This window comes from Acinetobacter sp. SwsAc6, assembly GCF_013391565.1.
Classification (GTDB): Bacteria; Pseudomonadota; Gammaproteobacteria; order Pseudomonadales; family Moraxellaceae; genus Acinetobacter; species Acinetobacter cumulans.
This window is the reverse complement of sequence record NZ_JACAXE010000024.1, coordinates 18,999-39,605: the sequence shown is the minus strand read 5'-3', so window position 1 is coordinate 39,605 and position 20,607 is coordinate 18,999. Positions and strand designations below refer to the sequence as shown.

General features: G+C 38.3%; 21 protein-coding genes and 1 riboswitch. Of the genes, 9 read left to right on the top strand and 12 right to left on the bottom strand.

Annotation, left to right across the window (positions count from 1 at the left end):
- Nucleotides 1–77: 77 nt before the first annotated feature.
- The 4 genes from HYG93_RS14385 to HYG93_RS14370 all read right to left on the bottom strand — a co-directional run bounded on the left by HYG93_RS14385 (nucleotide 78) and on the right by HYG93_RS14370 (nucleotide 4,645).
- Nucleotides 78–1,277, bottom strand: a complete 1,200-nt coding sequence (locus tag HYG93_RS14385; RefSeq protein ID WP_106984947.1) for an acyl-CoA dehydrogenase family protein — start codon at nucleotides 1,275–1,277, stop codon at nucleotides 78–80.
- A 22-nt stretch (nucleotides 1,278–1,299) separates the two neighbouring features.
- Nucleotides 1,300–2,595 carry an acyl-CoA dehydrogenase family protein gene (locus HYG93_RS14380; RefSeq protein WP_120366014.1) on the bottom strand — a complete coding sequence of 432 codons (1,296 nt, stop codon included), beginning with the start codon at nucleotides 2,593–2,595 and terminating at the stop codon, nucleotides 1,300–1,302.
- A 225-nt stretch (nucleotides 2,596–2,820) separates the two neighbouring features.
- A complete protein-coding gene (locus tag HYG93_RS14375) occupies nucleotides 2,821–4,194 on the bottom strand; it encodes an AarF/ABC1/UbiB kinase family protein (RefSeq protein ID WP_106984949.1) in 1,374 nt (457 codons plus the stop codon).
- Nucleotides 4,195–4,339: 145 nt separating this feature from the next.
- Nucleotides 4,340–4,645 carry a hypothetical protein gene (locus HYG93_RS14370; RefSeq protein WP_106984950.1) on the bottom strand — a complete coding sequence of 102 codons (306 nt, stop codon included), beginning with the start codon at nucleotides 4,643–4,645 and terminating at the stop codon, nucleotides 4,340–4,342.
- A 152-nt stretch (nucleotides 4,646–4,797) separates the two neighbouring features.
- Here HYG93_RS14370 and HYG93_RS14365 point away from each other — a divergent pair, with 152 nt between their 5' ends.
- From HYG93_RS14365 to HYG93_RS14350, 4 genes are all read left to right on the top strand, one after another.
- A complete protein-coding gene (locus HYG93_RS14365; RefSeq protein WP_106984951.1) occupies nucleotides 4,798–5,193 on the top strand; it encodes a lysozyme inhibitor LprI family protein in 396 nt (131 codons plus the stop codon).
- A 72-nt stretch (nucleotides 5,194–5,265) separates the two neighbouring features.
- Nucleotides 5,266–6,276 (top strand): 50S ribosomal protein L3 N(5)-glutamine methyltransferase, encoded by a 1,011-nt coding sequence (gene prmB / locus HYG93_RS14360; protein WP_106984952.1) that lies wholly within the window; start codon nucleotides 5,266–5,268, stop codon nucleotides 6,274–6,276.
- A gap of 13 nt (nucleotides 6,277–6,289) precedes the next feature.
- Nucleotides 6,290–7,375, top strand: coding sequence for a chorismate synthase (gene aroC / locus HYG93_RS14355; protein ID WP_106984953.1), 1,086 nt, complete (start codon nucleotides 6,290–6,292; stop codon nucleotides 7,373–7,375).
- A gap of 145 nt (nucleotides 7,376–7,520) precedes the next feature.
- Nucleotides 7,521–8,072: a GNAT family N-acetyltransferase gene (locus HYG93_RS14350; RefSeq protein WP_106984954.1), complete on the top strand. Its 552-nt coding sequence runs from the start codon at nucleotides 7,521–7,523 to the stop codon at nucleotides 8,070–8,072.
- 139 nt (nucleotides 8,073–8,211) lie between these two features.
- Here HYG93_RS14350 and HYG93_RS14345 read toward each other — a convergent pair whose 3' ends face one another.
- Together HYG93_RS14345 and HYG93_RS14340 are read right to left on the bottom strand one after the other, a co-directional pair.
- The gene (locus HYG93_RS14345; RefSeq protein ID WP_106984955.1) at nucleotides 8,212–8,745 is read right to left on the bottom strand and encodes a hypothetical protein; all 534 of its coding nucleotides are present in this window, start codon (nucleotides 8,743–8,745) and stop codon (nucleotides 8,212–8,214) included.
- Nucleotides 8,746–8,996: 251 nt separating this feature from the next.
- Nucleotides 8,997–9,779 (bottom strand): hypothetical protein, encoded by a 783-nt coding sequence (locus HYG93_RS14340; protein ID WP_117006717.1) that lies wholly within the window; start codon nucleotides 9,777–9,779, stop codon nucleotides 8,997–8,999.
- A gap of 159 nt (nucleotides 9,780–9,938) precedes the next feature.
- Nucleotides 9,939–10,029, top strand: a riboswitch (glycine riboswitch).
- Nucleotides 10,030–10,191: 162 nt separating this feature from the next.
- On the opposite strand from HYG93_RS14340, the gene HYG93_RS14335 reads away from it, so the two are divergent.
- Nucleotides 10,192–11,436: a D-amino acid dehydrogenase gene (locus tag HYG93_RS14335; RefSeq protein ID WP_106984957.1), complete on the top strand. Its 1,245-nt coding sequence runs from the start codon at nucleotides 10,192–10,194 to the stop codon at nucleotides 11,434–11,436.
- Between the two features lie 145 nt (nucleotides 11,437–11,581).
- Here HYG93_RS14335 and HYG93_RS14330 read toward each other — a convergent pair whose 3' ends face one another.
- On the bottom strand, nucleotides 11,582–12,229 hold the full coding sequence (locus tag HYG93_RS14330; RefSeq protein WP_120366011.1) for a hypothetical protein: 648 nt from the start codon (nucleotides 12,227–12,229) through the stop codon (nucleotides 11,582–11,584).
- Between the two features lie 99 nt (nucleotides 12,230–12,328).
- On the opposite strand from HYG93_RS14330, the gene ispF reads away from it, so the two are divergent.
- Nucleotides 12,329–12,817, top strand: coding sequence for a 2-C-methyl-D-erythritol 2,4-cyclodiphosphate synthase (ispF, locus tag HYG93_RS14325; protein ID WP_106984959.1), 489 nt, complete (start codon nucleotides 12,329–12,331; stop codon nucleotides 12,815–12,817).
- Here the strand turns inward: ispF and HYG93_RS14320 are convergent.
- The 4 genes from HYG93_RS14320 to HYG93_RS14305 all read right to left on the bottom strand — a co-directional run bounded on the left by HYG93_RS14320 (nucleotide 12,805) and on the right by HYG93_RS14305 (nucleotide 16,263).
- On the bottom strand, nucleotides 12,805–13,329 hold the full coding sequence (locus HYG93_RS14320) for a protein tyrosine phosphatase family protein (protein WP_106984960.1): 525 nt from the start codon (nucleotides 13,327–13,329) through the stop codon (nucleotides 12,805–12,807). The genes ispF and HYG93_RS14320 overlap by 13 nt on opposite strands.
- A 75-nt stretch (nucleotides 13,330–13,404) precedes the next feature.
- Nucleotides 13,405–14,496 (bottom strand): 3-deoxy-7-phosphoheptulonate synthase, encoded by a 1,092-nt coding sequence (locus HYG93_RS14315; protein ID WP_165382478.1) that lies wholly within the window; start codon nucleotides 14,494–14,496, stop codon nucleotides 13,405–13,407.
- Nucleotides 14,497–14,623: 127 nt separating this feature from the next.
- Nucleotides 14,624–15,532 carry a sulfite exporter TauE/SafE family protein gene (locus tag HYG93_RS14310; RefSeq protein WP_106984962.1) on the bottom strand — a complete coding sequence of 303 codons (909 nt, stop codon included), beginning with the start codon at nucleotides 15,530–15,532 and terminating at the stop codon, nucleotides 14,624–14,626.
- 134 nt (nucleotides 15,533–15,666) lie between these two features.
- On the bottom strand, nucleotides 15,667–16,263 hold the full coding sequence (locus HYG93_RS14305; RefSeq protein ID WP_147396026.1) for a hypothetical protein: 597 nt from the start codon (nucleotides 16,261–16,263) through the stop codon (nucleotides 15,667–15,669).
- Between the two features lie 116 nt (nucleotides 16,264–16,379).
- On the opposite strand from HYG93_RS14305, the gene lpxB reads away from it, so the two are divergent.
- Together lpxB and HYG93_RS14295 are read left to right on the top strand one after the other, a co-directional pair.
- Nucleotides 16,380–17,558 carry a lipid-A-disaccharide synthase gene (lpxB, locus tag HYG93_RS14300; RefSeq protein ID WP_120363966.1) on the top strand — a complete coding sequence of 393 codons (1,179 nt, stop codon included), beginning with the start codon at nucleotides 16,380–16,382 and terminating at the stop codon, nucleotides 17,556–17,558.
- A 53-nt stretch (nucleotides 17,559–17,611) separates the two neighbouring features.
- Nucleotides 17,612–18,256 (top strand): hypothetical protein, encoded by a 645-nt coding sequence (locus tag HYG93_RS14295; RefSeq protein ID WP_106984965.1) that lies wholly within the window; start codon nucleotides 17,612–17,614, stop codon nucleotides 18,254–18,256.
- On the opposite strand, the gene HYG93_RS14290 is transcribed toward HYG93_RS14295, so the two are convergent.
- Nucleotides 18,251–19,186 carry an AraC family transcriptional regulator gene (locus tag HYG93_RS14290; RefSeq protein WP_117006722.1) on the bottom strand — a complete coding sequence of 312 codons (936 nt, stop codon included), beginning with the start codon at nucleotides 19,184–19,186 and terminating at the stop codon, nucleotides 18,251–18,253. The genes HYG93_RS14295 and HYG93_RS14290 overlap by 6 nt on opposite strands.
- 189 nt (nucleotides 19,187–19,375) lie before the next feature.
- Here HYG93_RS14290 and HYG93_RS14285 point away from each other — a divergent pair, with 189 nt between their 5' ends.
- Nucleotides 19,376–20,572 (top strand): alkane 1-monooxygenase, encoded by a 1,197-nt coding sequence (locus HYG93_RS14285; RefSeq protein WP_178962572.1) that lies wholly within the window; start codon nucleotides 19,376–19,378, stop codon nucleotides 20,570–20,572.
- Nucleotides 20,573–20,607 lie beyond the last annotated feature (35 nt).

Genomic DNA, 20,607 nt, shown 5'->3' with positions numbered 1-20,607 from the left:
AAAAAAAGAGATGATTTTTTATAGCAAAAAAATCATCTCTTGTGTCTTTTTGAAGAAAAAATAGCAAGAATATTCTACTACTTCAGTTCACTTGACGTTTTTCCTAGCTCACTGCGAGCAATAATGAGTTGTTGGATTTGTTGTGTACCTTCAAAAATATCAAGGATTTTTGAATCACGTGCCCATTTTTCGAGGAGTTCATCTTCGTTATAGCCCACACACGTTGCCAGTTCGACGCATTTTAAAGTGATTTCATTGGCTATACGGCCTGCTTTGGCTTTAGAAATAGATGCTTCACGTGAGTTTGGAATTTTGTTATCTGCCATCCACGCGGCCTTAATCATTAGGAGTCGAGCAGCTTCCCATTCAGCTTCCATGCGGTAAATTTGCGCAGCGATGTTTGAGCTTTGTAGGTAGGGCGTTGCATAAGTAGGATCAATTGAATCTTTAAATATTTCTTTAATACGCTCCAAAGATGCTTTTGCACAACCAATAGCCATAGCTGCAACTAAAGGGCGAGTGTTATCAAAAGTTTCCATCACACCAGCAAAACCTTTGGCTACATCTATTTCGGCATTGCCTAATAGGTTGGCGGCAGGGACACGACAGTCAATAAAGCTAATTGCTGCGGTATCTGAAGCTTTTATGCCGAGCTTATGCTCTAGTCGGTCAATATTCATGCCCGGAGTGCCTTTTTCAACCACAAAGGATTTAATTGCAGCACGTCCTAATTTTTTATCTAAGGTCGCCCACACGACAACTGCATCTGCACGTTCTCCACTGGTCACAAAGATTTTTTCGCCATTTAGGATGTAATGATCGCCATCTAAGGTTGCGGTCGTGCGAATTGCTGCTGAGTCTGAACCACAGCCAGGCTCTGTAATTGCCATGGCAGCCCACACCCCATCAAATCGTTTTAGCTGCTCATCATTTGCCACGGCTGCGATTGCAGAATTTCCTAAGCCTTGGCGGGGCATAGAGAGTAATAAGCCTGTATCGCCATAGCACATTTCAACAACACTCAGTGCTGTTGACATATTTACGCCATTTTTATTGCCTGTTTGTGTATCGCCACGTTTATTCACTGCGGCACCAGCGTTCAGTCCATCACCACCTTGGTTCATCCCATCGACCAAAGATGACAACATGTCGAGCTCTTTCGGATAGGCATGTTCTGCTTTATCGTATTTACGTGAAATTGGGCGTAGCACATTTAAAGCAACTTCATGTGCTTGATCAATGAGCATTTTAAATTTTTTAGGATTTTGTAAATTCATAACGGTGTCCTTGTCTTATCTTTTATGCATGTAGGCCAGATTGCATGATGGCTACGGCACGTAAATCACGATACCAACGCTCTACAGGATGCTCTTTGGTAAAACCATGACCCCCTAAAATTTGCACACTATCCGTACCTATTTTCATTGATTTTTCGGCACACAGTAGACGCGCTAAATATGCTTCACGATGGAAAGGCTGCCCTGATTCTGCAAGGCTAGCTGCATTCAGTAACAGCATGCGCATAGCATCAATTTCAATGGCCATATCGGCAATCATAAAAGCGACACTTTGACGATGAGAAATAGGCTCACCAAAAGCCAAGCGGTCATTGGCATATTCAATGCAGTACTCTTTAGCTGCTATGCATGTACCAATAGCAAGTGCACACCACATTAAATTGCCTAAATCTAAAAAGGCCGTGTAATTAAAGTCATTGTCAGACAGACGCTCAGCAGGACTATTTTCAAAATATAAGGTTACTGTCTCTGCAGGTTTTAGGCCCATTGCAGGTGATTTTTTCATTTGAATTGATGGGTGGCGGGGCACAACAAAAACTTCGGGTTGGCCATTTAACATTGCACTCACAAGCAAAATATCAGCAGATTGCCCTAAGAGAACGGCAGTTTTTTCACCGCTAATACTGTATTGGCCATTCTGATCGGTTGCTTGAGTTTTAAGTTGGAATGGATTAAAGGCGGGGGTATTTTCTTGAACAGCAAAAGTGGCTTTAAGTTCAGAGTCTTCACTAAAAGCGGTGAGATATTTAGCCTGAACTTCAGCAGATCCCCATTGAGTCAGTGCATTTATGACGCTAAAGCTGGAGAGGAGTCCAGCACATAAACTAAAGTCGCCATGTGCGAGGTGCTCTGCAATCAGTAGGTTGGTCACAATATTTTTTTCAGTCGCAACACCACCAAGGCTTTCAGGTAAAGCATAAAAATTTAACCCTAGGTCTGTACTGTGTTGCCAAAGCTGTTGTGGAAAGAGTTCATCATGATTGACTTGTTGAGCGAGTGGGCGTAAGACCTCGCTGGCAAACTGTCTCATAGCATCACTGAGCATTTGTTGTTCTTCACTCAAGCTTAAATCAAACAGCGATTTTTCTTGATTGGGAAGGCGTTGTTTATTGATCTTAGCTTGGGGTTTAAATATTTTTTGTGTTTGGTTGAGGGTTTTGAATCCAGCTTTTGAACCTTGATAGAGTGACTTTTCAAGAAACTTTCGAAGTTTAAGCTGATCTAATACTTCGCTTCCTGCAATTTTTGTAATAAGCGATAACCCAAATCCTTGAGCCTTATTTACCATGTTGGTCATACTGATTATTCCTAAGCGCAAATTTTATGCTTATTTTTATGCTGACATTTGCGTTTTAAAAAAACTATGTCAGTTTTGACATTGTTTATTGACTAAGATAAACGGTCAGTATGGGCTTGAATTGATATTTAATAGATTGATTTTTATTTATTTAAAAATTATTTAGAAAACTTCATTTACTGATAAATTGGCTTGAATGACATTGCATCATTCAAGCCTGAATCATTATTGATACTTTTGGATCATGTTACGTACATTAGTTTTTGCTTCAATAACCGTCATAAAAGTATATGCACCGATAAATTTACGACTGATAAACATAAATTCTTTCGGTGGAATACTGAAGTAACGTGATGCCATAGATTTAGAAGCTCGTTGCATAACACGACTATGCAATTGGCTTTTTTTCCAATCGTAGCGTAAATGCTCATCCATTACACCAGCTGGCAAATCAGGATTGTTTAAGGGACTACTAAATGCTTCTGTTGCCAGCAAAAACACTTTGGCCATATCTGGTTTAATACTCAGAGGCATTGCATCAAAAAACTCATATCCAGTCATCGCTTCAACCATTTCAGCGGCATCATGATGATAACCAGCTTCAATTAAATTACGCGCAACTTTTAATAGATTGGAATCAAATTGGCGGATAGCACCAAAATCAAGTAACACAATTTTATCTTGTACTTGTGCGCCATCACCTAAGCGAACCAAATAGTTACCAAAATTTGGGTCAGTTTGCATTTCACCCCATTCGAATATTTCACGAACGGCAATTTCAAGGGATGCTTCACCTAATGCATTACGACGCTCTTGTGGGAGTGACAGCATGACAGGGCTGTTGATAGGCACGCCACGCTCAAAAGTCATACATAAGACTTGATGTGTGCAGTAGTCATCGACAATCTGAGGAACAATGTAGCGCGGATCGTGATTTAAACGACTTGCAAAACGACGTGTAGTGTCCGCTTCAATTTTATAATTCACTTCACGATGCATCATTTCACGGACTTCTTCGAACCATTGATCGAATTCGCGTGTTTGAGGCACCATACGAGTGAGTTTCAGCATATTTTTAAATAAGTTCATATCTGAATCAATTGCATCTGCAACACCAGGATATTGAACTTTTAACACCAATTCCAAACCATCGGATTTACGGGTTGCACGATGAACTTGTGCCAAAGACGCAGTACCTAATGGTTCATGATCAATGGTCAGATCATTTAATTTTGAACCTAGCTGTGCTTCAAGCTGAGTTTTAATTGCTGGCCATGCCAAAGCCACAGTTTGGTTATTAAGCGTATTTAGAGCTTGAGTAATTTCTTCAGGTAAAAAATGCTCGCCATATAAAGCCATCATTTGGCCAATTTTAACAATAGAGCCTTTAAGTTTGCCAATTTCTGCGACCAGATACTCAGCTTGTTCTTTCATGGCTTTTTTGCGTTTACGTTCTTTTTCTTCTTCACTTGAGAACATTGTGCTTGCACTTGAGGCAGCCCAGCGCGTACCAGCCAGTAAAGAGGCTTTCGCAATCGATAAGCGTCGATCCATGGAGGAGGTTTTCAATTGTTTAAGCTTATCGTTCTGATCTGACATTTAAACTTAATCCTGTTCAACAGTTCGCAGAAAAATTCATTGTAGCGAATCTTACATGGTCTGCACGTATTAAAAAAGTTCAACATGCTGAATTTACAGTGTAGTTATGCAACTGAAAATTCTAAAAATAAGAGAATAAAAGACTTTAGAGCCTAAATTTAATTTTGACATCAAATTTTTGTTGCAGCTCAGTGCGGTGCAATTCGATGTGTTGTTTTATCAGTTGCTGTATAGAAGGCTCCATAAAGCCTTTGGCATAACCTTTTATGAGAATAATACTCGGTAAACTAAAGAATAATGATTTTGCATCTTCAAGATTAGCATTTTCAAAGATACCTAAGTCGTTTAAGAGTTGTTGAAAAAATACTTTTTCAGCATTAACGCGAGGTGTATGTGCGTCATTCCAGTAATTTTGACGCATTGCCATAAGATTGTTGTGCTTGTAGCTCATGTTTCATCTATTGTGGTGACCATAATCTATATAATGAAGTTAAATTTTTAATTTTCAATCATTCTTTATTGAAAGCATTTTAAATATAAATCTAAGATGATATAAAGGCAGAATAATTTTATAACTATTTATTTTTGTATGGGGACGGAGTCATGAAAAAGCGCTTAACACAAGGTTTGTTAATTGCATGTGCTGGTTGGTCCGTGAATGCATTCGCATTAGGTTATACCGGCGATTTTGAGGCATGTATGAGAAAGGCTCAAAGTCAATCCAATCTTATTAATACCTGTCAAATTAAAGAATATAAAGCGCAAAATAAAAGAATGAAAAAGCTTTTAAAAATAACATTAAAAACAACTGCAGATAGCGAGCAAGCGTTGGTAACGCAGTCTCAAGAGGTATGGTTACAGCGTCGCGATAACGCATGTAATATTAAAAATAAAAAAGCGAAAGAGTTTTTGATTTCAAATTCAAGTTGTGCGGTTCAAATGACAATGTCACATGCTGATATGATGGAAGTACGATTGCACAATAAAAATATGAAATGATTTTCCCAAAAAAACCATGAAAACTAAGGTATCATAGGGCGTTTTAAAAATATGACCTTGGAGACGCCTTAAGTGGATCGACCGACTATTAGCCCTGAACATTTGCAGGAAGCTGCTGAAAATTTATCCACCATTCGAGATTACATTCGTTTTGGTGTAACAGCATTACGTCAATACGATGCACATTTAGGTCAAGGTACAGAAGACTATTTTGCTGAAAGTTCTGCACTGGTTTTGCAAACACTGTCATTAGACTGGAATGCGGATGCTGAAATTTTAGATGCGAAAGTTTTGCCAAGCGAAGCCGCTGAGTTTTTAGCTTTACTTGAACGTCGTATTAATGAAAAAGTGCCAACTTCATACTTGTTAAATTTGGCATATTTCTATGGCAAGCCATTCTATGTTGATGAGCGTGTACTTATTCCACGTTCACCTATTGCTGAGCTTATTGAAAACCGTTTTGCGCCATATTGCTTAGGTGAAAATGCTCAAATGGGCGCAGCTGTTAATAATTTACCTGAAAATCCAAATCCAAAAACGCCACAGCGCATTTTAGATATGTGTACGGGTTCTGGCTGTATTGCTATTGCTTTAGCTTATGCTTATCCAGATGCAGAAGTAGATGCTACGGATATTTCTAAAGAAGCTTTAGAAGTAGCATCAATTAATGCAGAGCATCACAACAAGCAATACCAAGTGGCTTTGCTTGAATCTGATTTATTTGCAAAAATTCCTGCAGAAAATCAATATGATTTAATCGTATCAAATCCACCTTATGTGGATGCTGAAGATATGGCTGACTTGCCAGATGAATTCCATCATGAGCCAGAACTTGCATTAGCTGCTGGCCAAGATGGTTTAGACTTGGTACGCAAAATGTTGGCACAGGCAGCAGATTACCTCACGGAAGATGGCTTGATCGTAATTGAAGTAGGTAACTCTGAATGGGCAATGCGCCAAAACTTCAACACAGTTGATTTCTACTGGTTGCAGTTCCAAAAAGGCGGTACGGGTATCTTTGCTTTAACTGCACAGCAATGCCGTACATTCCGAGATTTATTTATTCAATCTATTCAAGCATAAGGAGTCGTTTGACATGGCAGGTAATAGTATAGGGCAACTGTTCCGTGTAACGACTTGTGGTGAATCTCATGGCGTTGGTCTTATGGCCATCGTTGATGGTGTACCACCGGGTATTGAATTAACTGAAGCTGATTTGCAGAAAGATTTAGACCGCCGTAAACCAGGGACATCTAAATTTGCAACACAGCGTAAAGAGCCAGATGAAGTTGAAATTATTTCAGGGGTTTTTGAGGGTAAAACCACTGGCACTTCAATAGGCTTGCTTATTCGCAATACTGATCAAAAATCGAAGGATTATGGCAATATTGCGCAAACTTTCCGCCCAGGTCATGCAGACTATACCTATACTCAAAAGTATGGTTTCCGTGACTACCGCGGCGGTGGCCGTTCAAGTGCACGCGAAACAGCAATGCGAGTTGCTGCTGGTGCAATTGCTAAAAAGTTCTTGCTTGAAAAGTTTGGCATTGAAATTCGTGGCCATGTAACACAAATTGGAACTGAAAAAGCTGAAAAATTGGATTGGAATGAAGTTCCAAATAATCCATTTTTCTGCGGTGACGCTGATGCAGTACCTCGTTTCGAAGCTTTAGTGACATCACTGCGCGAGCAAGGGACTAGCTGTGGCGCAAAGCTTGAGATCATTGCGACTCAAGTGCCAGTGGGCTGGGGTGAACCTGTATTTGACCGCTTAGATGCTGATATTGCCCATGCCATGATGTCTATTAATGCTGTAAAAGGCGTTGAAATTGGCGATGGTTTTGCTGTTGCTGAGCAGTTTGGGCATGAAACACGTGATGAATTAACCACTGAAGGTTTCTTAGCGAACCATGCAGGTGGTATTTTAGGTGGTATTTCAAGTGGTCAAGATATTCGTGTCTCTATTGCTTTAAAACCAACAGCGTCAATTACTACGCCAGGTAAAACCATTACGATCAATCGTGAAGATACAGATGTTCTAACCAAAGGTCGTCATGACCCATGCGTAGGTGTACGTGCAACACCGATTGCAGAAGCTATGCTTGCAATTGTACTTATGGATCATTTCATGCGTAATCGTGCACAGAATGCTGATGTAGTCGCACCATTTGAACCTATTTAAATATGCGCTTCTAAAAAACCAGACTTCGGTCTGGTTTTTTTAATTTAAATATAGATTAAAAATCAATTCACGATATATTGCTACTCAGTCGTATCAATAAAAATACTAAAAATCATTGTCTAATATAATTATATGCAGGCCCATAATGAATACATTTCGTCGTGCAGAATCGAACGATATTCAGAATTTAGTTGTTTTAATTAATCAAGCCTATCGTGAAAATCTTGGGCGGAGTTGGACCAATGAACAGCATATTATTCAAGGTCAGCGTATACAGTCACAACAGTTGGAAAGTTTATTAACTGATCCACATTTTGAACTATGGGTATGTGAAAAATCTTCAGATGATCTTTCGAAACAACACAATGTGCTTTTAGGTTGTATTGGCTTAACACATGATCAAGACGATGTTAGACAGTTAGAAATAGGAACATTTGCGGTGCAACCAGACTATCAAAATCAGGGTTTAGGCCGTCAATTTTTAACGTTTATAGAGCAACATATCCATCAGAGGTATAGTGAAGTTCACACTATAAATATGTATGTATTAAATGTTCGTCACTCTTTGATTGCATTTTATGAACGAGCAGGCTATCAGCAGAGTGGAAATACAGAAGTTTATCCTACGGATCTTGATGTGGGTATTCCTGCTGTAGAGGTTCATTTAATTCATTTACAAAAAAATCTCTCAGAATAAACCAGGTCTGTTTGATTCAATTTTAAAGATGAAATGATGGTATATAAAAATAACAGTGAGCAAAAAAAAGCGTATCCGAAGATACGCAAATGTCTGATTAAAAGACACAAAGTGGAGAGTTTTAAGCCGCTATTGGTTATTAGTAAGCACGACGGAATAAACGGAATGCATCAGATTGTTTATTTGGGCTAAGCATATCGCGTGTGATATCACCTTGGTTGGTACTAATCACTACTTGGATATTCTTGGCTTGATTGATTTGACTAAACAAATTACTCGGAACTTCGGCATTATTTGTAGACTCATAAATGCCTGAATTATTAATATTACGTGTAGTTGTTGCGCCAATGGTGCTAAATGAGCGCGTTTTACCATCTACAATAAAAGTAAATTCTTTTAAATCATACTGCTGTCGATCATATAAATGGAATGAAACATTGTATTGACCTTGATTTTTATTCCAATCAATATCTAGTTCAGGACAAACTTCATTGCTATTACAAGTTAATTGCCCACGAGTATTTACACGAGTAATGTCATTTTTAGAGTTATCAACATTGCTATCACCTTTAATCAGGGAAGCAGGGTTGTTATCTTTAGATTTGCTAGTTGGAATTGCAATACACCCAGAGAGTAAAGCTGTTACAAGTGCTAATCCTAGTAAATTTTTCATTTTGAGTTCCAAAACAATGTAATTTTTATAGAGCGATTATTTGAATCTATAAAAATAATCACATATTTTTTATAAAAAGTAAAATAAATCACACTTTTCAATAATAATTGTATTAATCAAATAACTAAATTGATGATTTATTAAATTTTATTAAATTATATCGTCGTAAATATGTTGATTTTTATGGCACTTTGGAGAGAATTGTGTTCAACATTGCCATATCAAAGCAGTATTTTTTGAGAGTTATTATATTATTTAAACTCTAAGTTTCTTATTTTATTGGATAAATTTATTTTTTCTTGATCTATTTTATATGCATTAGTGGTTTTTGAGAGCTGAGCCGGTGTTTTTTGTCCTAAAAAATATTGGATACGTTCACTATTTGCACCTGAAGGATGAGGGAATCCATCTAAAATTTGCCCTTCATTTAAATAGCCTAAGCTAGAAAGGTAATGTAAAACCTGCGCAACACTTAAACCCATGGGTATATATACAGCACTAGAGGAAAGTTGTTGAATCTCAGGGATCAAAAAACTATGAATATGTTGCTGTAAAAATTCATTTCTTAGCATATTAGGCGTAGAACCATTATAGTTTTGCCCTTTATTTAAAATGCAGTGTCTAAGTGCAGAAGTACTATGTAGCAAGTGTTGATTTTTTTCAAATAGTTGCTGTGAAGTTTCAATCCCAAGTTTATGTTGTAGCCCTACATAATCTAGCATTTGTACAATATTGCGGCGCATTGGGCCACGAAATGCGCTTTCTGCTTTTATCTTTTGCAACAACGTTGCAGGGGGAATATTGCTTTCTAAACCTGTTTTTGCGACCTCAATTGCATGTTGCCACTGGGCTTTACCTGGGCAAATCCCTACAAAGATCACTTGAGCCATTGAATTGATTGCTTCAAATGGGGCGTAATAGCTACTTAAATGACCTGATTGCCCAATTTTGAGATGATCTTGTAGATAAAGTTGCTCCAATGTATGGCTTCGAATGGTGCTGGCAAAATCAGAAAATTGGTCGTTTGAGATCATCGAATATAAAAGTATATTAGGTTGAGTCGTTAATTTATCGATTATTTGATTAAATAATCAAGGGCTTAGCATATTAAACTGGCCTTCTATACAAATAATGAACAAATTATGTGCTTTTAATACTTTTCGTTGGTACATAAATTGCTCATATTAAGATTACAAATTGCTGTAGGAGAGAAACGTAATATAGACGTTCGCCGAAGGAGCAAGGCCTCAGGAAACTCTCAGGCAAAAGGACTGCAGCAATTCAATATCTGGAGAGAAGCGAACAATAAAAAAGCGCTCACCGAAGGAGGAAGGTTTGTATGGCATGTGGCTGTATAAGCTGAAGCTCTCAGGTCGTCATCATCATGACGGAAGACAGATGAGGCACCCAATTTAAAGTGTAGAACATACATTTTAAGGAGGCGTTATGTGTCATATTGCAGTCGTTGGAGCAGGTATTACTGGGGTAACAACAGCCTATGAGTTAGCCTTACTTGGCTATCATGTTACAGTGATAGATAAGCACTTATATCCAGCAATGGAAACTTCTTTTGCTAATGGAGGACAGCTTTCAGCTTGCAATGCAGAGGTTTGGAATCAAAAAGCTACAGTGCTTAAAGGCATAAAATGGATGTCACAAAAGTCTGCACCATTATTGCTTAATCCAAGTTTTAGTATTCATAAATATGCATGGCTGATGGAGTTTTTGGGGAATATTAAACACTATAAAGAAAATACCCAAGAGACGGTAAGGTTGGCACTTTTGGCTCGGCAACGTTTGTTTGAAATTGCAGAAAAAGAAAACATTGATTTCAACTTGGAAAAGCGAGGGATTCTACATTTTTATCATAATCAAGCAGATTATGATGTGGCGATTGGCGTGAATGACATGCTGTGCCAAGGTGGTTTAGAACGTTATGCCGTAAGTAATGATGAAATCAAGCAGATTGAGCCAGCCTTAACTGGGGATTATTATGCGGGTTTTTATTGCCCAGGCGATGCCACAGGAGATATTCATAAATTTACCACTGGGCTGGCTGAGGTTACCCGTAAGCATGGTGTGAACTATAAATTTGGTTATGAAGTCACATCCATTCAGCACCATCAAAGTGGTGTGAGTTTAGCTTTAAAGGCGAGTGACGAAAATATGGAAGGCTCAGATGCTGAGCCAACGACATTAGAGTTTGATGCCTTGGTGGTATGTGGTGGTGTTGGAAGCTATCAATTGGCAGAAATGTTGGGTGACCGCGTAAACGTTTATCCAGTAAAGGGTTATTCCATTACCGTTGAACTGAGGGACGAAGCCAGCCAGAAACATGCACCTTGGGTAAGTTTACTTGATGAAAGTGCAAAAATTGTGACTTCTCGATTGGGCGCAGATCGCTTAAGAGTAGCGGGCACAGCAGAATTTAATGGTTATAATCGAGATATACGTTCTGATCGAATTCAGCCTTTGGTCGATTGGGTAAATCGAAATTTTGAACTCTCGACAGAGTTTTCTGTGCCGTGGGCGGGGTTAAGACCGATGATGCCCAATATGATGCCAATCGTTAATCGAGGCAAGCGTGAAAGGGTGTTTTATAACACTGGGCATGGGCATTTGGGTTGGACGCTTTCAGCGGCAACGGCAGCCATGATTAGTCAGCAAGTGGCGCATAGTCATCCTATTTAAATGCGCGATGAGACCTTTTAATTGAAATGAAGGGGATATAGAGGGATCTTGATTGCAAAACCATCTATATTTTTATAGCGATGGTAATGTGATGAGATCACTTTATATCCTTAATCATTTTTTAGGTGCAGAAGTTGCCTTTACATTAATCATAGAGGCGATAAATCCCTACGAATCGTTCACATCCTTTTTGTTTGCTCTGCACGGAAAGGATTGCTTTGCTGTAGCTGAACTGATATTTACAGTCATGTTCATTGTCTAAAATATCGTTTTTTTGATCTGGTGTAGTATAGGCTAGAAAGGGGATGATTTGTGTTTCAGCACGATTATTGGGATTACGATAAGACAAGCCTTCAATTTTAATACGATCTTTACTGAGTTGATGAACTTTAAGCTGGGTGAATGGTTGTGCAAATGTTCCGTGTTCAAATTTTAAATAATGCTGTGTTAGGCTTTGATTGAGTGAAACAAAAATATTGAGATCATCAGCGCGTAGCTCAAATTGTTGCTTATAACAATTGATACTTTTACATTGTTGTAATCGATTTTGCCAAATGTACTGCGTATCTTGAATGATACTTAAAGGCGCATCAGTGACTAAACTGGCCGTTAGATATAAATTATCAAGTTTTTCACGTTGTGTGCTAAATGCTTCAGAGCACACTTTTTTGAGCGATGCTGTAGCTGGCATGCATTGAATTGCTTCAGCAAATGCCATAGGCGTGCAAAAATAGCCAAGGATGATGGCTAATCTAAAGTTTTTGATGATTTTTTTATCAGTTTTCAACAGCATGATCGCTTATACTTTCATTACGTTGCGCTTGACCTAACTATAGCGAAATAGAAAGCGTGAATACAAGATTCCAATCGTTTATTTCTAAGGAAACATAAGGTGGTTGCACAAATTCGTATCGGTCAGGGCCTAGATGTACATGCCTTTGAAGAAGGTAGCTTTGTTACATTGGCAGGCGTTCAAATTCCACATACACATGGTTTAAAGGCACACTCAGATGGTGATGTTGTGCTTCATGCCTTGTGTGATGCATTGTTAGGTGCATTGGCACTTGGAGATATTGGTCAGCATTTTCCAGACACAGATCCAAACTTTAAAGGTGCGGATAGTCGTGTATTACTGAAACATGTCTATCAATTGATATTAGATCGTGGTTATGTACTGAATAATGCGGATATTACGGTCGCTTGCGAACGCCCAAAATTAGCCAAGCATAATTTGACTATGCGTCAAAGTATTGCAGATGTATTAAATGTAGATGTAACACAAATCAGTGTAAAGGCAACGACCACTGAACAGTTAGGTTTCACTGGTCGTCAAGAAGGGATTTTATCAACCGCAACGGTGTTAATTTCTCACGCAAAATGATCTGGATGGATCATTGAATATTGTAACTCTTGGGTTGATTTTCGACCTTGGAGTTGCACAGTCACAGCATGAATCAGTCCTGTCCATGTTGCATTGGGTTCCCAAATTTGATGCAAATATTCTTGCGCAGTTGGCATATCAATATTCATATAAAATTGGCGATATAAATACATCAGGCAACTGGCGCTAAAATTATCTGTGCAATGTACCCACACCATTTGTTCTTGTACCAAATGATCAATCATATCCAGTACCAATAAACATTGTGCGTCAGAAGGCGTATCTAGTGAAATTGGAATTTGAATGTAGTTGAGTCCCAGATCTAAACACAAATGATCTTCTTGTGGTAGATGGTTTGGCGCATCACTCAGTGCAAGGTTGATTACAGTGGTTACACCATATTCTTTAATGTGTTTGAGTTCTGCTTCTGAAGGTTGTCCTGAGCTAAATAAATGTTCATGAACAAACTGGAAGTGATCAATTTGAGTCAAACTATTTTCAATATCATTCATACGCTGTATTTAAAGTTCTAATCTCTTTTTACTATAGAGTAAAAACGCCATCTTGACGATGGCGTTTTGGATGACTTAGCGGTTTGGGAGCAACTCTTTAAGGGCTGCATCCATTTCCAATAAGACTTTTTCGGTGGTATCCCAATCAATACAACCATCTGTAACGGATTTACCGTACTCAAGATCGCATAAATTAGTTGGAATATCTTGGCGACCACCTTTTAAATGACTTTCAACCATAATACCTACGATTGATTTATTACCGTCTTGAATTTGTTCAGTAATATTTTTAAGTACTAAAGGCTGTAAGTACGGGTCTTTATTTGAGTTGGCATGGCTGGCATCAATCATGATTTTGCCACTTACTTTCGCTTTAGCTAAAGCAGCTTCTGCTTCCGCAACTGAACCTGCATCATAGTTTGGTTTACCATTACCACCACGCAATACTACATGTGCATAAGGGTTACCTTTGGTATTGATGACAGACACTTGACCATCTTCATTTAAGCCAAGGAAACTATGACCATGTTTTACGGATTGCATTGCATTGGTTGCCACAGTGAGGCCACCATCTGTACCGTTTTTAAAGCCTACAGGTGATGAAAGGCCAGATGACATTTCACGGTGAGTTTGGCTCTCAGTGGTACGTGCACCAATTGCAGACCAAGAAATTAAGTCTTGGTAATATTGTGGTGAGTTTGGATCGAGAGCTTCTGTAGCACAAGGTAAACCTTTTTCATTTAATTCGAGAAGTAATTGACGGCCTAAGCGTAAACCTTTCTCAATATTAAATGAGTCATTCATATCTGGATCGTTGATTAAGCCTTTCCAACCGACTGTTGTACGTGGTTTTTCAAAATACACGCGCATCACGATATAAAGCGTATCTTTAACTTTTTCACTTAATACTTTAAGGCGATCTGCATATTCATGTGCCGCTTTAGTATCGTGAATAGAGCAAGGGCCAATCACCACAAATAAGCGTTTGTCTTGACCATCTAAAATATTACGAACAGTTTCACGGCCTTGTAACACGGTCTGATATGCTGTTTCAGTCAGTGGCAGTTCTGATTTTAATTGTGCTGGTGTTACGAGAGTCTGAATGCTTTTTACATTCACGTCATCGATATCGTTTTGGGTAATAGAATTTGACTGTAAAGTATTCATTGCCGTCACTGGTTGTTCATACAAAAAGGTTGTTTCATGAACTGAATATAACATGAATGTACAGCTTCATTGTTATAAAAAAGATCAATAGGTTGGTTAAAAAAAAGTGATGAATCGTATGAGAAATTTAAACATTCACAGTTTTAATTTCTGCATGCGATGTACTTTGAATCATCATCGCTGTTTCAGGTTTTGCTACAGGTTTCGCTTTAACTGGATTGATCATAAAATTTACACCCAGTGCAAACAGGGTAATGCCCAAGATCTTACGAATCAGTTTTTCTGGTAAACGTGAACTAATAAGCGTACCTACTATAATCGCTGGGATTGAGCCACACAGTAACCAACCTAATAGATGGAAATCGACGTTACCTGATGTCATGTGTCCCATACCTGCAACAAAAGTCAGTAAAACTGCATGAACAACGTCTGAGCCAATAATGCGAATCATGGGTAAATTTGGAAACATGAGCACTAAGGCCATAATACCAAATGCACCAGCACCTACAGATGAAAGTGTAACGAAGATACCGAGCACAATCCCCATAATGACAATATAAAGACGCTTATTTTTGGCTTGAAAATTGACATTTTCTAAATCGGAGGTCATATCGTCTTGGGTATTGGCCTGACGGAATTTATTAAAGAAACGTTCAATATGGCCACGAAACATAATAGATAGGCCAGTCAAAGTCAGCATAAAGCCAAGTACTGTTGTGAGTACAGCTTTATAGCTACTTGATTGACTTAAGTAGGTGTCGAGTACCCAGTGTGTTGCAAAAGATGCTGGAATACTACCAACAGCAAGCCAAATGACGATTGGCCATACAATATTAAGTTTTTTGGCATGTACTAAAGAGCCACAAAATTTTGAAATTGCGGCATAAAGTAAGTCTGTACCAATGGCAATGTGAGGTTCTATTCGAAATAGGCTGATTAAAATTGGAGTCATCAGTGAGCCACCGCCTACGCCAGTAATACCGACACAGAAACCAACTAAAACACCAGCCATAATAAATTCTAAAGGACCAAACATGTTTATATGCCATAATCAAAAAACGTGCTTATCTTATGACTTTTAAATATAAGCTGTTGTCTTGATTACTGATTTGCTTATGCAAAAAAAAGATAAAGCTATACGTGTAAAGCAAAAGGTCATTGGTAAAGCATTTATTTTGGAACTGAGTGAGACCGATGTCTTATTTTGAACCAACAAACCATAGCCATATACAGCATATTTATGATGAGAAGTATGCGGATGATGTGCGTGGATTGATACTGTGCTTGAAGCCACTGTTGCTGCTGTTGCGTTGTAGTATGGATGTGCCGCGCCGTAGCGGTGTGGTCAGTAACTAAACTCATCGCTTGAAGAAAGACTTGTTCCTTTGAGCCTTTAGACAGCTGAAATGTTGTGCTGAGATAAATAAATTGCACGGATTGTATGTTGAGTTGCTGATGATGTGCTGCCGATTCACAAAGTTGTTTGATTTCTGGTATTTGCCATGTACAACGTGCAAGGTATTTTTTATAGCCTTGTTGCAACACGATATTTTGTGTTTTCCCGAGATTGATTTGATTTTCAGGCTTTTTAAGCGCGAGATGTTCAATTTTTGTAGGCAACCACACGCTTGGTATGATTAAAAACGTGATTGCTTGAAGCAGAGCAGAAGCAATGACGAAGAGCGCAAAATACTTGAGTGTAAGTTGCCAGATTTGGCGTGCAGGCTGAATCAGCTCCTGATGTAACCATGTAGTTATTTTAGACAAAAGATTTCCTTTGTGCTCAATGAGATCGCGTATTGCGCTGTGCAACTTCATTTATAAAGAAATGTTTATGTTAGAATCAAGCACAATAATGATTTAGATAGACAAAGGATTAAATCTTGCAAAATCGGAAACTTAAAATTGGCATCGTTGTTGGGGAAGTGTCTGGCGATACCTTGGGCGCTAAACTAATCCGCCGTTTTCGTGAGCAAGGGATCGATGCAGAGTTTGAAGGCATTGGTGGCCCGCAAATGATTGCAGAAGGCTTTAAAAGTTATTATCCGATGGATATTTTATCGGTGATGGGGATTGTTGAAGTTTTAAAAGATATTAAAAAGTTATTTGCAGTTCGCGACGGTTTAGTCGAAACATGGAGAAAAAATCCTGTTGATGTTTTTATTGGGATTGACGCACCAGATTTTAATTTGCGTTTATCCAAGAGCCTAAAGCAAAAGCAACTACCGATTAAAACTGTGCAGTACGTTAGCCCTTCAGTGTGGGCATGGCGACAAGGGCGTGTGCATGGTATTAAAGCCAGCATTGATTTGGTGCTGTGCTTATTTCCATTTGAAAAAGCATTTTATAAAAAATGGGATGTGCCAGCCGCATTTGTGGGACATCCACTTGCTAGCCAATTGCCTTTACAAAACCCGATTGCTGAAGCTAAGGCAGAGTTGGGCTTAGCGCAAAATCAAAAGCATATTGCACTTTTACCTGGGAGTCGTCGTGGTGAAATTGAGCGCTTAGGACCGTTGGTACTTGATGCTGCACAAATTTTAATGCACAAACACCCAGATTATGAGTTTTTAATTCCAGCGATTAATGATGCACGTAAACAGCAAATTGAAGCCTTACTAGAAAAATATCCAGCGCCTCTTAAAGCAAAAATTCATTTGTTGGAAAATACAGATACTGAATCTAAAATTGGTCGTCAGGTGATGAATGCATCAAATATTGTCGCTTTAGCCTCGGGGACAGCGACCTTAGAAGCAATGTTGCTACACCGACCAATGGTCACTTTCTATCAGTTAAATACTCTCACGTATTGGATCGCCAAGCTATTGGTTAAAATACCGTATTATTCACTGCCGAATATTATTGCGGGTAAAAAAGTCATTCAGGAATTGATTCAAAAAGATGCAACAGCAGCAAAACTAGCAACTGAAATTGAACGCTTGATGGATATAGAAACAGCACAAATTCAAGCAATGCAACATATTACGATGCATAAACAGCTTTTGTCTGGTAACAGTGAAGACCCTGTTGCTGCAATTTTATCGATGTTAGAAACTGCTTGATTAAGAGTGAGAAACTATACAAATTAGGATAGTCAGAAACATAAGAGTTTATAATGTACCAATTACATCCGAGTCTTAGGCTACAAAAATTATTTAAAGATCAGCCTTATCAAGGCTGTTGTCCTATTGATGCTAAATATTTGTTTATAGGTTTAGATGCAAACTATTCAGCGGATATTGAGAAACAGGATGTATTCCCATTTCTTCTTCAATATCACCAGAATGGAGTCGAGTTTTGGCGAAAATATAATATGCATCATCCATTCTTGCATAAAAATTATAAAGGTGATGGGAAAAAGTATCATCAATCATTTGCCAAAATTGGATTAACATGTGAACTTGCAAATGAAATTTCATTTATTGAATTGTTGCATGTACCGACTGTTGGTAGAAATATGCTAACAATTGATGATTTGAATGAGCAACATTTAGATTATATTAACTGTGCAATATTTTCGAATAAGAAAAAAGCAGTTTTTATTTCTAACTCAGTATTTATGTTAATGAGAAAAAGTAAAAAATTTAATTGGTTAAGTGATCCTAAATCAATCCATAGTCATCATTTGCAAGTCTTTTATGATGAAAATACTGTGGTTTATAAGCATTTGCATTTTTCTAATTATGGGAAATTTCAAGCACGAAAAGAAATCGAAGCTAAAGAAATTTATAATATTATTCAGTCAACTAGTTCATTATAACCTTGTGTGCTTTACTCTATACTGACTTGGCGTGAGTTCATAAGAGCGTTTAAAACTTTGGCTAAAAGCAGTTTCGGATGAATAGCCGACACGATGTGCAATTTGTTGAATCGATAAATCCCCATGGCGTAAATGTTGTGATGCCAAGCGGAGTCGATGTTGCTGTAAATAAGCCAAAGGTGTTTCGCCAATAATTTGAGTGAATAAATTGGCAAATTTAGAGCGTGACATACAGCATTGTTCAGCCAAACTTTCTACTGTCCAAGCAAATTCAGGTTGCCCATGTATGGCAGCCAAAGCATTAGAAAGTTCAACATGTGTGAGGGCATTTAACCAATTTTGTGAATCACTTAACTGTGCAATGTGATCACGCACACATTCAATAAATAAAATACTCACCAAATGATCGAGAATTTTGTCACGACCAGGTCGAATTTGATTGGCCTCAACGGCAAGAAATTGTAAGCCAATCTGCAACCATTCTGGGGCTGTGCTACTTAAAATATGATGAATATGTAAATAGTGGGGCAGTGCATTAAATAAAGGCTTGGCCATAATACTGTCTACACGACCACGAATGGCTAAAATTAAACTTTCTTCATGTTTAGGGTGTTGTTCAGATTTAAGGTGAATGGTCTTTTGGTGCTTTTCATCAAAAAGTGGATGAATATCGGTAGCATCTTGAAATACTGCATTTTTGGATGCGGTACATAAGTGAGGAAGACCTGATGGGACTAAAAGTAAATCACCTGATTCGAGCATAATTTGCTTGTCTGCAATATGTAATACACATTGGCCGTGCATCATAATATAGGCCACCATTGCGCCATGCTCTTGATGCTGGAAGGCCCAATTATTTTGGGCTTTCAAATAGATATATTCAGAATGATTTAAATGTATATCATCGAAAATTTTACTTAAAGCGTCCATGTGCTTTGTTTTTCTTTCCTATTTCTTTTTGCTTTATCATCCAAACATAACAGAAAGAGTGTCTGTAGGTCATTATTTATCAAATTAAGCCAAAGACTTTGGCATAGGTTTTTTGGACGCTCAAGACTTTTGTTACGGCCTTATTTCTACAAAGATAAAGACAGTAAAAGAAATAAGGAAATTTGCCAGATGAATGCGCCTCTACAACTCACGTCAGAGAACACAATACTTCGTACAGGACGTCAACTCGACAAAAAAAGATTTGGTTGGTTACTTAGCCCAGGTTTACCTGTCATTGGGATGGGGATTGTGGCAGGTTATCATTTTGGTCCTAAAGCAACCAAAAAAGTGTTTGCACTGGGAGGACCTTTATTACTGCATGTGATTATTCCAATGATTGATGCTTTGGTTGGCTCAGATGATAACAATCCAAGTGATGATGACATTAAGCAGTTGGTGCAAGACCCATATTATGACCGTATTGTAAAAGTATTTATTCCATTACAAATGGCTGCCAATGTGTTTGCTGGCTATGTGGTTACACGTAAAAATGTTTCTTTGTTGGATCAAGTCCTACTTGGTATTTCGATGGGAGCAATTAATGGTGTAGCTGTAAATACAGCACATGAACTTTGCCACCGTCCTAACAAAAAAGATCATTACTGGTCACATGCAACATTGATGCCTTTGGCGTATAACCACTTTCGTATTGAGCATCCGTATGGGCACCATAAACGTGCCGCGACGCCTGAAGATCCTGCTTCATCTAAAATGGGTGAAACCTTTTATGAATTTTGGCCACGAACTGTTTTTGGTGGCATAAAGTCGGCTGTTGAAATTGAAAGAAATCGTTTAAAACGTAAAGGCTTATCTTTCTTTAGTAAAGAAAATGAGTTATTTCATGGCTGGGCAATGAGTGCGGGCTTTCATGGCACAATGTTGTCTTTATTTGGTAAAAAAGTTGCGCCGTATTTGGCTACACAAGCATTTTATGGTGTTAGCCTATTTGAAGTGATTAACTATATTGAACATTATGGTTTGAAACGCACACAAAAAGAAGACGGCTCTTATGCTCGAACTATGCCTGAACATAGTTGGAATAATAATAATATTGTGACGAATTTATTTTTGTACCAATTGCAACGTCATTCAGATCATCATGCTTATCCAACACGACCGTTCCAAGCCTTACGTCATTTTGATGAAGCGCCTGAGCTACCAAGTGGTTATGCAACTATGCTTATACCCGCATTGATTCCTTCTTTGTGGTTTAAGATGATGGATAAACGTGTCTATGATCATTATGAAGGGGGTTTGACCAAGGCCAATATTCACCCAAAACGCCGTGATCGAATCTTTAAAAAGTTTGGCTTAAGCCTATCCTAAATAATTAATACGCTCTTAAAACTTCGCTAAAACCC

Coding starts and splice junctions, on each gene's coding strand:
- HYG93_RS14385 (WP_106984947.1), bottom strand. CDS start 1,277: ATGAATTTACAAAATCCTAAAAAATTTAAAATGCTCATTGATCAAGCA.
- HYG93_RS14380 (WP_120366014.1), bottom strand. CDS start 2,595: ATGACCAACATGGTAAATAAGGCTCAAGGATTTGGGTTATCGCTTATT.
- HYG93_RS14375 (WP_106984949.1), bottom strand. CDS start 4,194: ATGTCAGATCAGAACGATAAGCTTAAACAATTGAAAACCTCCTCCATG.
- HYG93_RS14370 (WP_106984950.1), bottom strand. CDS start 4,645: ATGAGCTACAAGCACAACAATCTTATGGCAATGCGTCAAAATTACTGG.
- HYG93_RS14365 (WP_106984951.1), top strand. CDS start 4,798: ATGAAAAAGCGCTTAACACAAGGTTTGTTAATTGCATGTGCTGGTTGG.
- aroC (WP_106984953.1), top strand. CDS start 6,290: ATGGCAGGTAATAGTATAGGGCAACTGTTCCGTGTAACGACTTGTGGT.
- HYG93_RS14350 (WP_106984954.1), top strand. CDS start 7,521: ATGAATACATTTCGTCGTGCAGAATCGAACGATATTCAGAATTTAGTT.
- HYG93_RS14345 (WP_106984955.1), bottom strand. CDS start 8,745: ATGAAAAATTTACTAGGATTAGCACTTGTAACAGCTTTACTCTCTGGG.
- HYG93_RS14340 (WP_117006717.1), bottom strand. CDS start 9,779: ATGATCTCAAACGACCAATTTTCTGATTTTGCCAGCACCATTCGAAGC.
- HYG93_RS14335 (WP_106984957.1), top strand. CDS start 10,192: ATGTGTCATATTGCAGTCGTTGGAGCAGGTATTACTGGGGTAACAACA.
- HYG93_RS14330 (WP_120366011.1), bottom strand. CDS start 12,229: ATGCTGTTGAAAACTGATAAAAAAATCATCAAAAACTTTAGATTAGCC.
- HYG93_RS14320 (WP_106984960.1), bottom strand. CDS start 13,329: ATGAATGATATTGAAAATAGTTTGACTCAAATTGATCACTTCCAGTTT.
- HYG93_RS14315 (WP_165382478.1), bottom strand. CDS start 14,496: ATGAATACTTTACAGTCAAATTCTATTACCCAAAACGATATCGATGAC.
- HYG93_RS14310 (WP_106984962.1), bottom strand. CDS start 15,532: ATGTTTGGTCCTTTAGAATTTATTATGGCTGGTGTTTTAGTTGGTTTC.
- HYG93_RS14295 (WP_106984965.1), top strand. CDS start 17,612: ATGTACCAATTACATCCGAGTCTTAGGCTACAAAAATTATTTAAAGAT.
- HYG93_RS14290 (WP_117006722.1), bottom strand. CDS start 19,186: ATGGACGCTTTAAGTAAAATTTTCGATGATATACATTTAAATCATTCT.
- HYG93_RS14285 (WP_178962572.1), top strand. CDS start 19,376: ATGAATGCGCCTCTACAACTCACGTCAGAGAACACAATACTTCGTACA.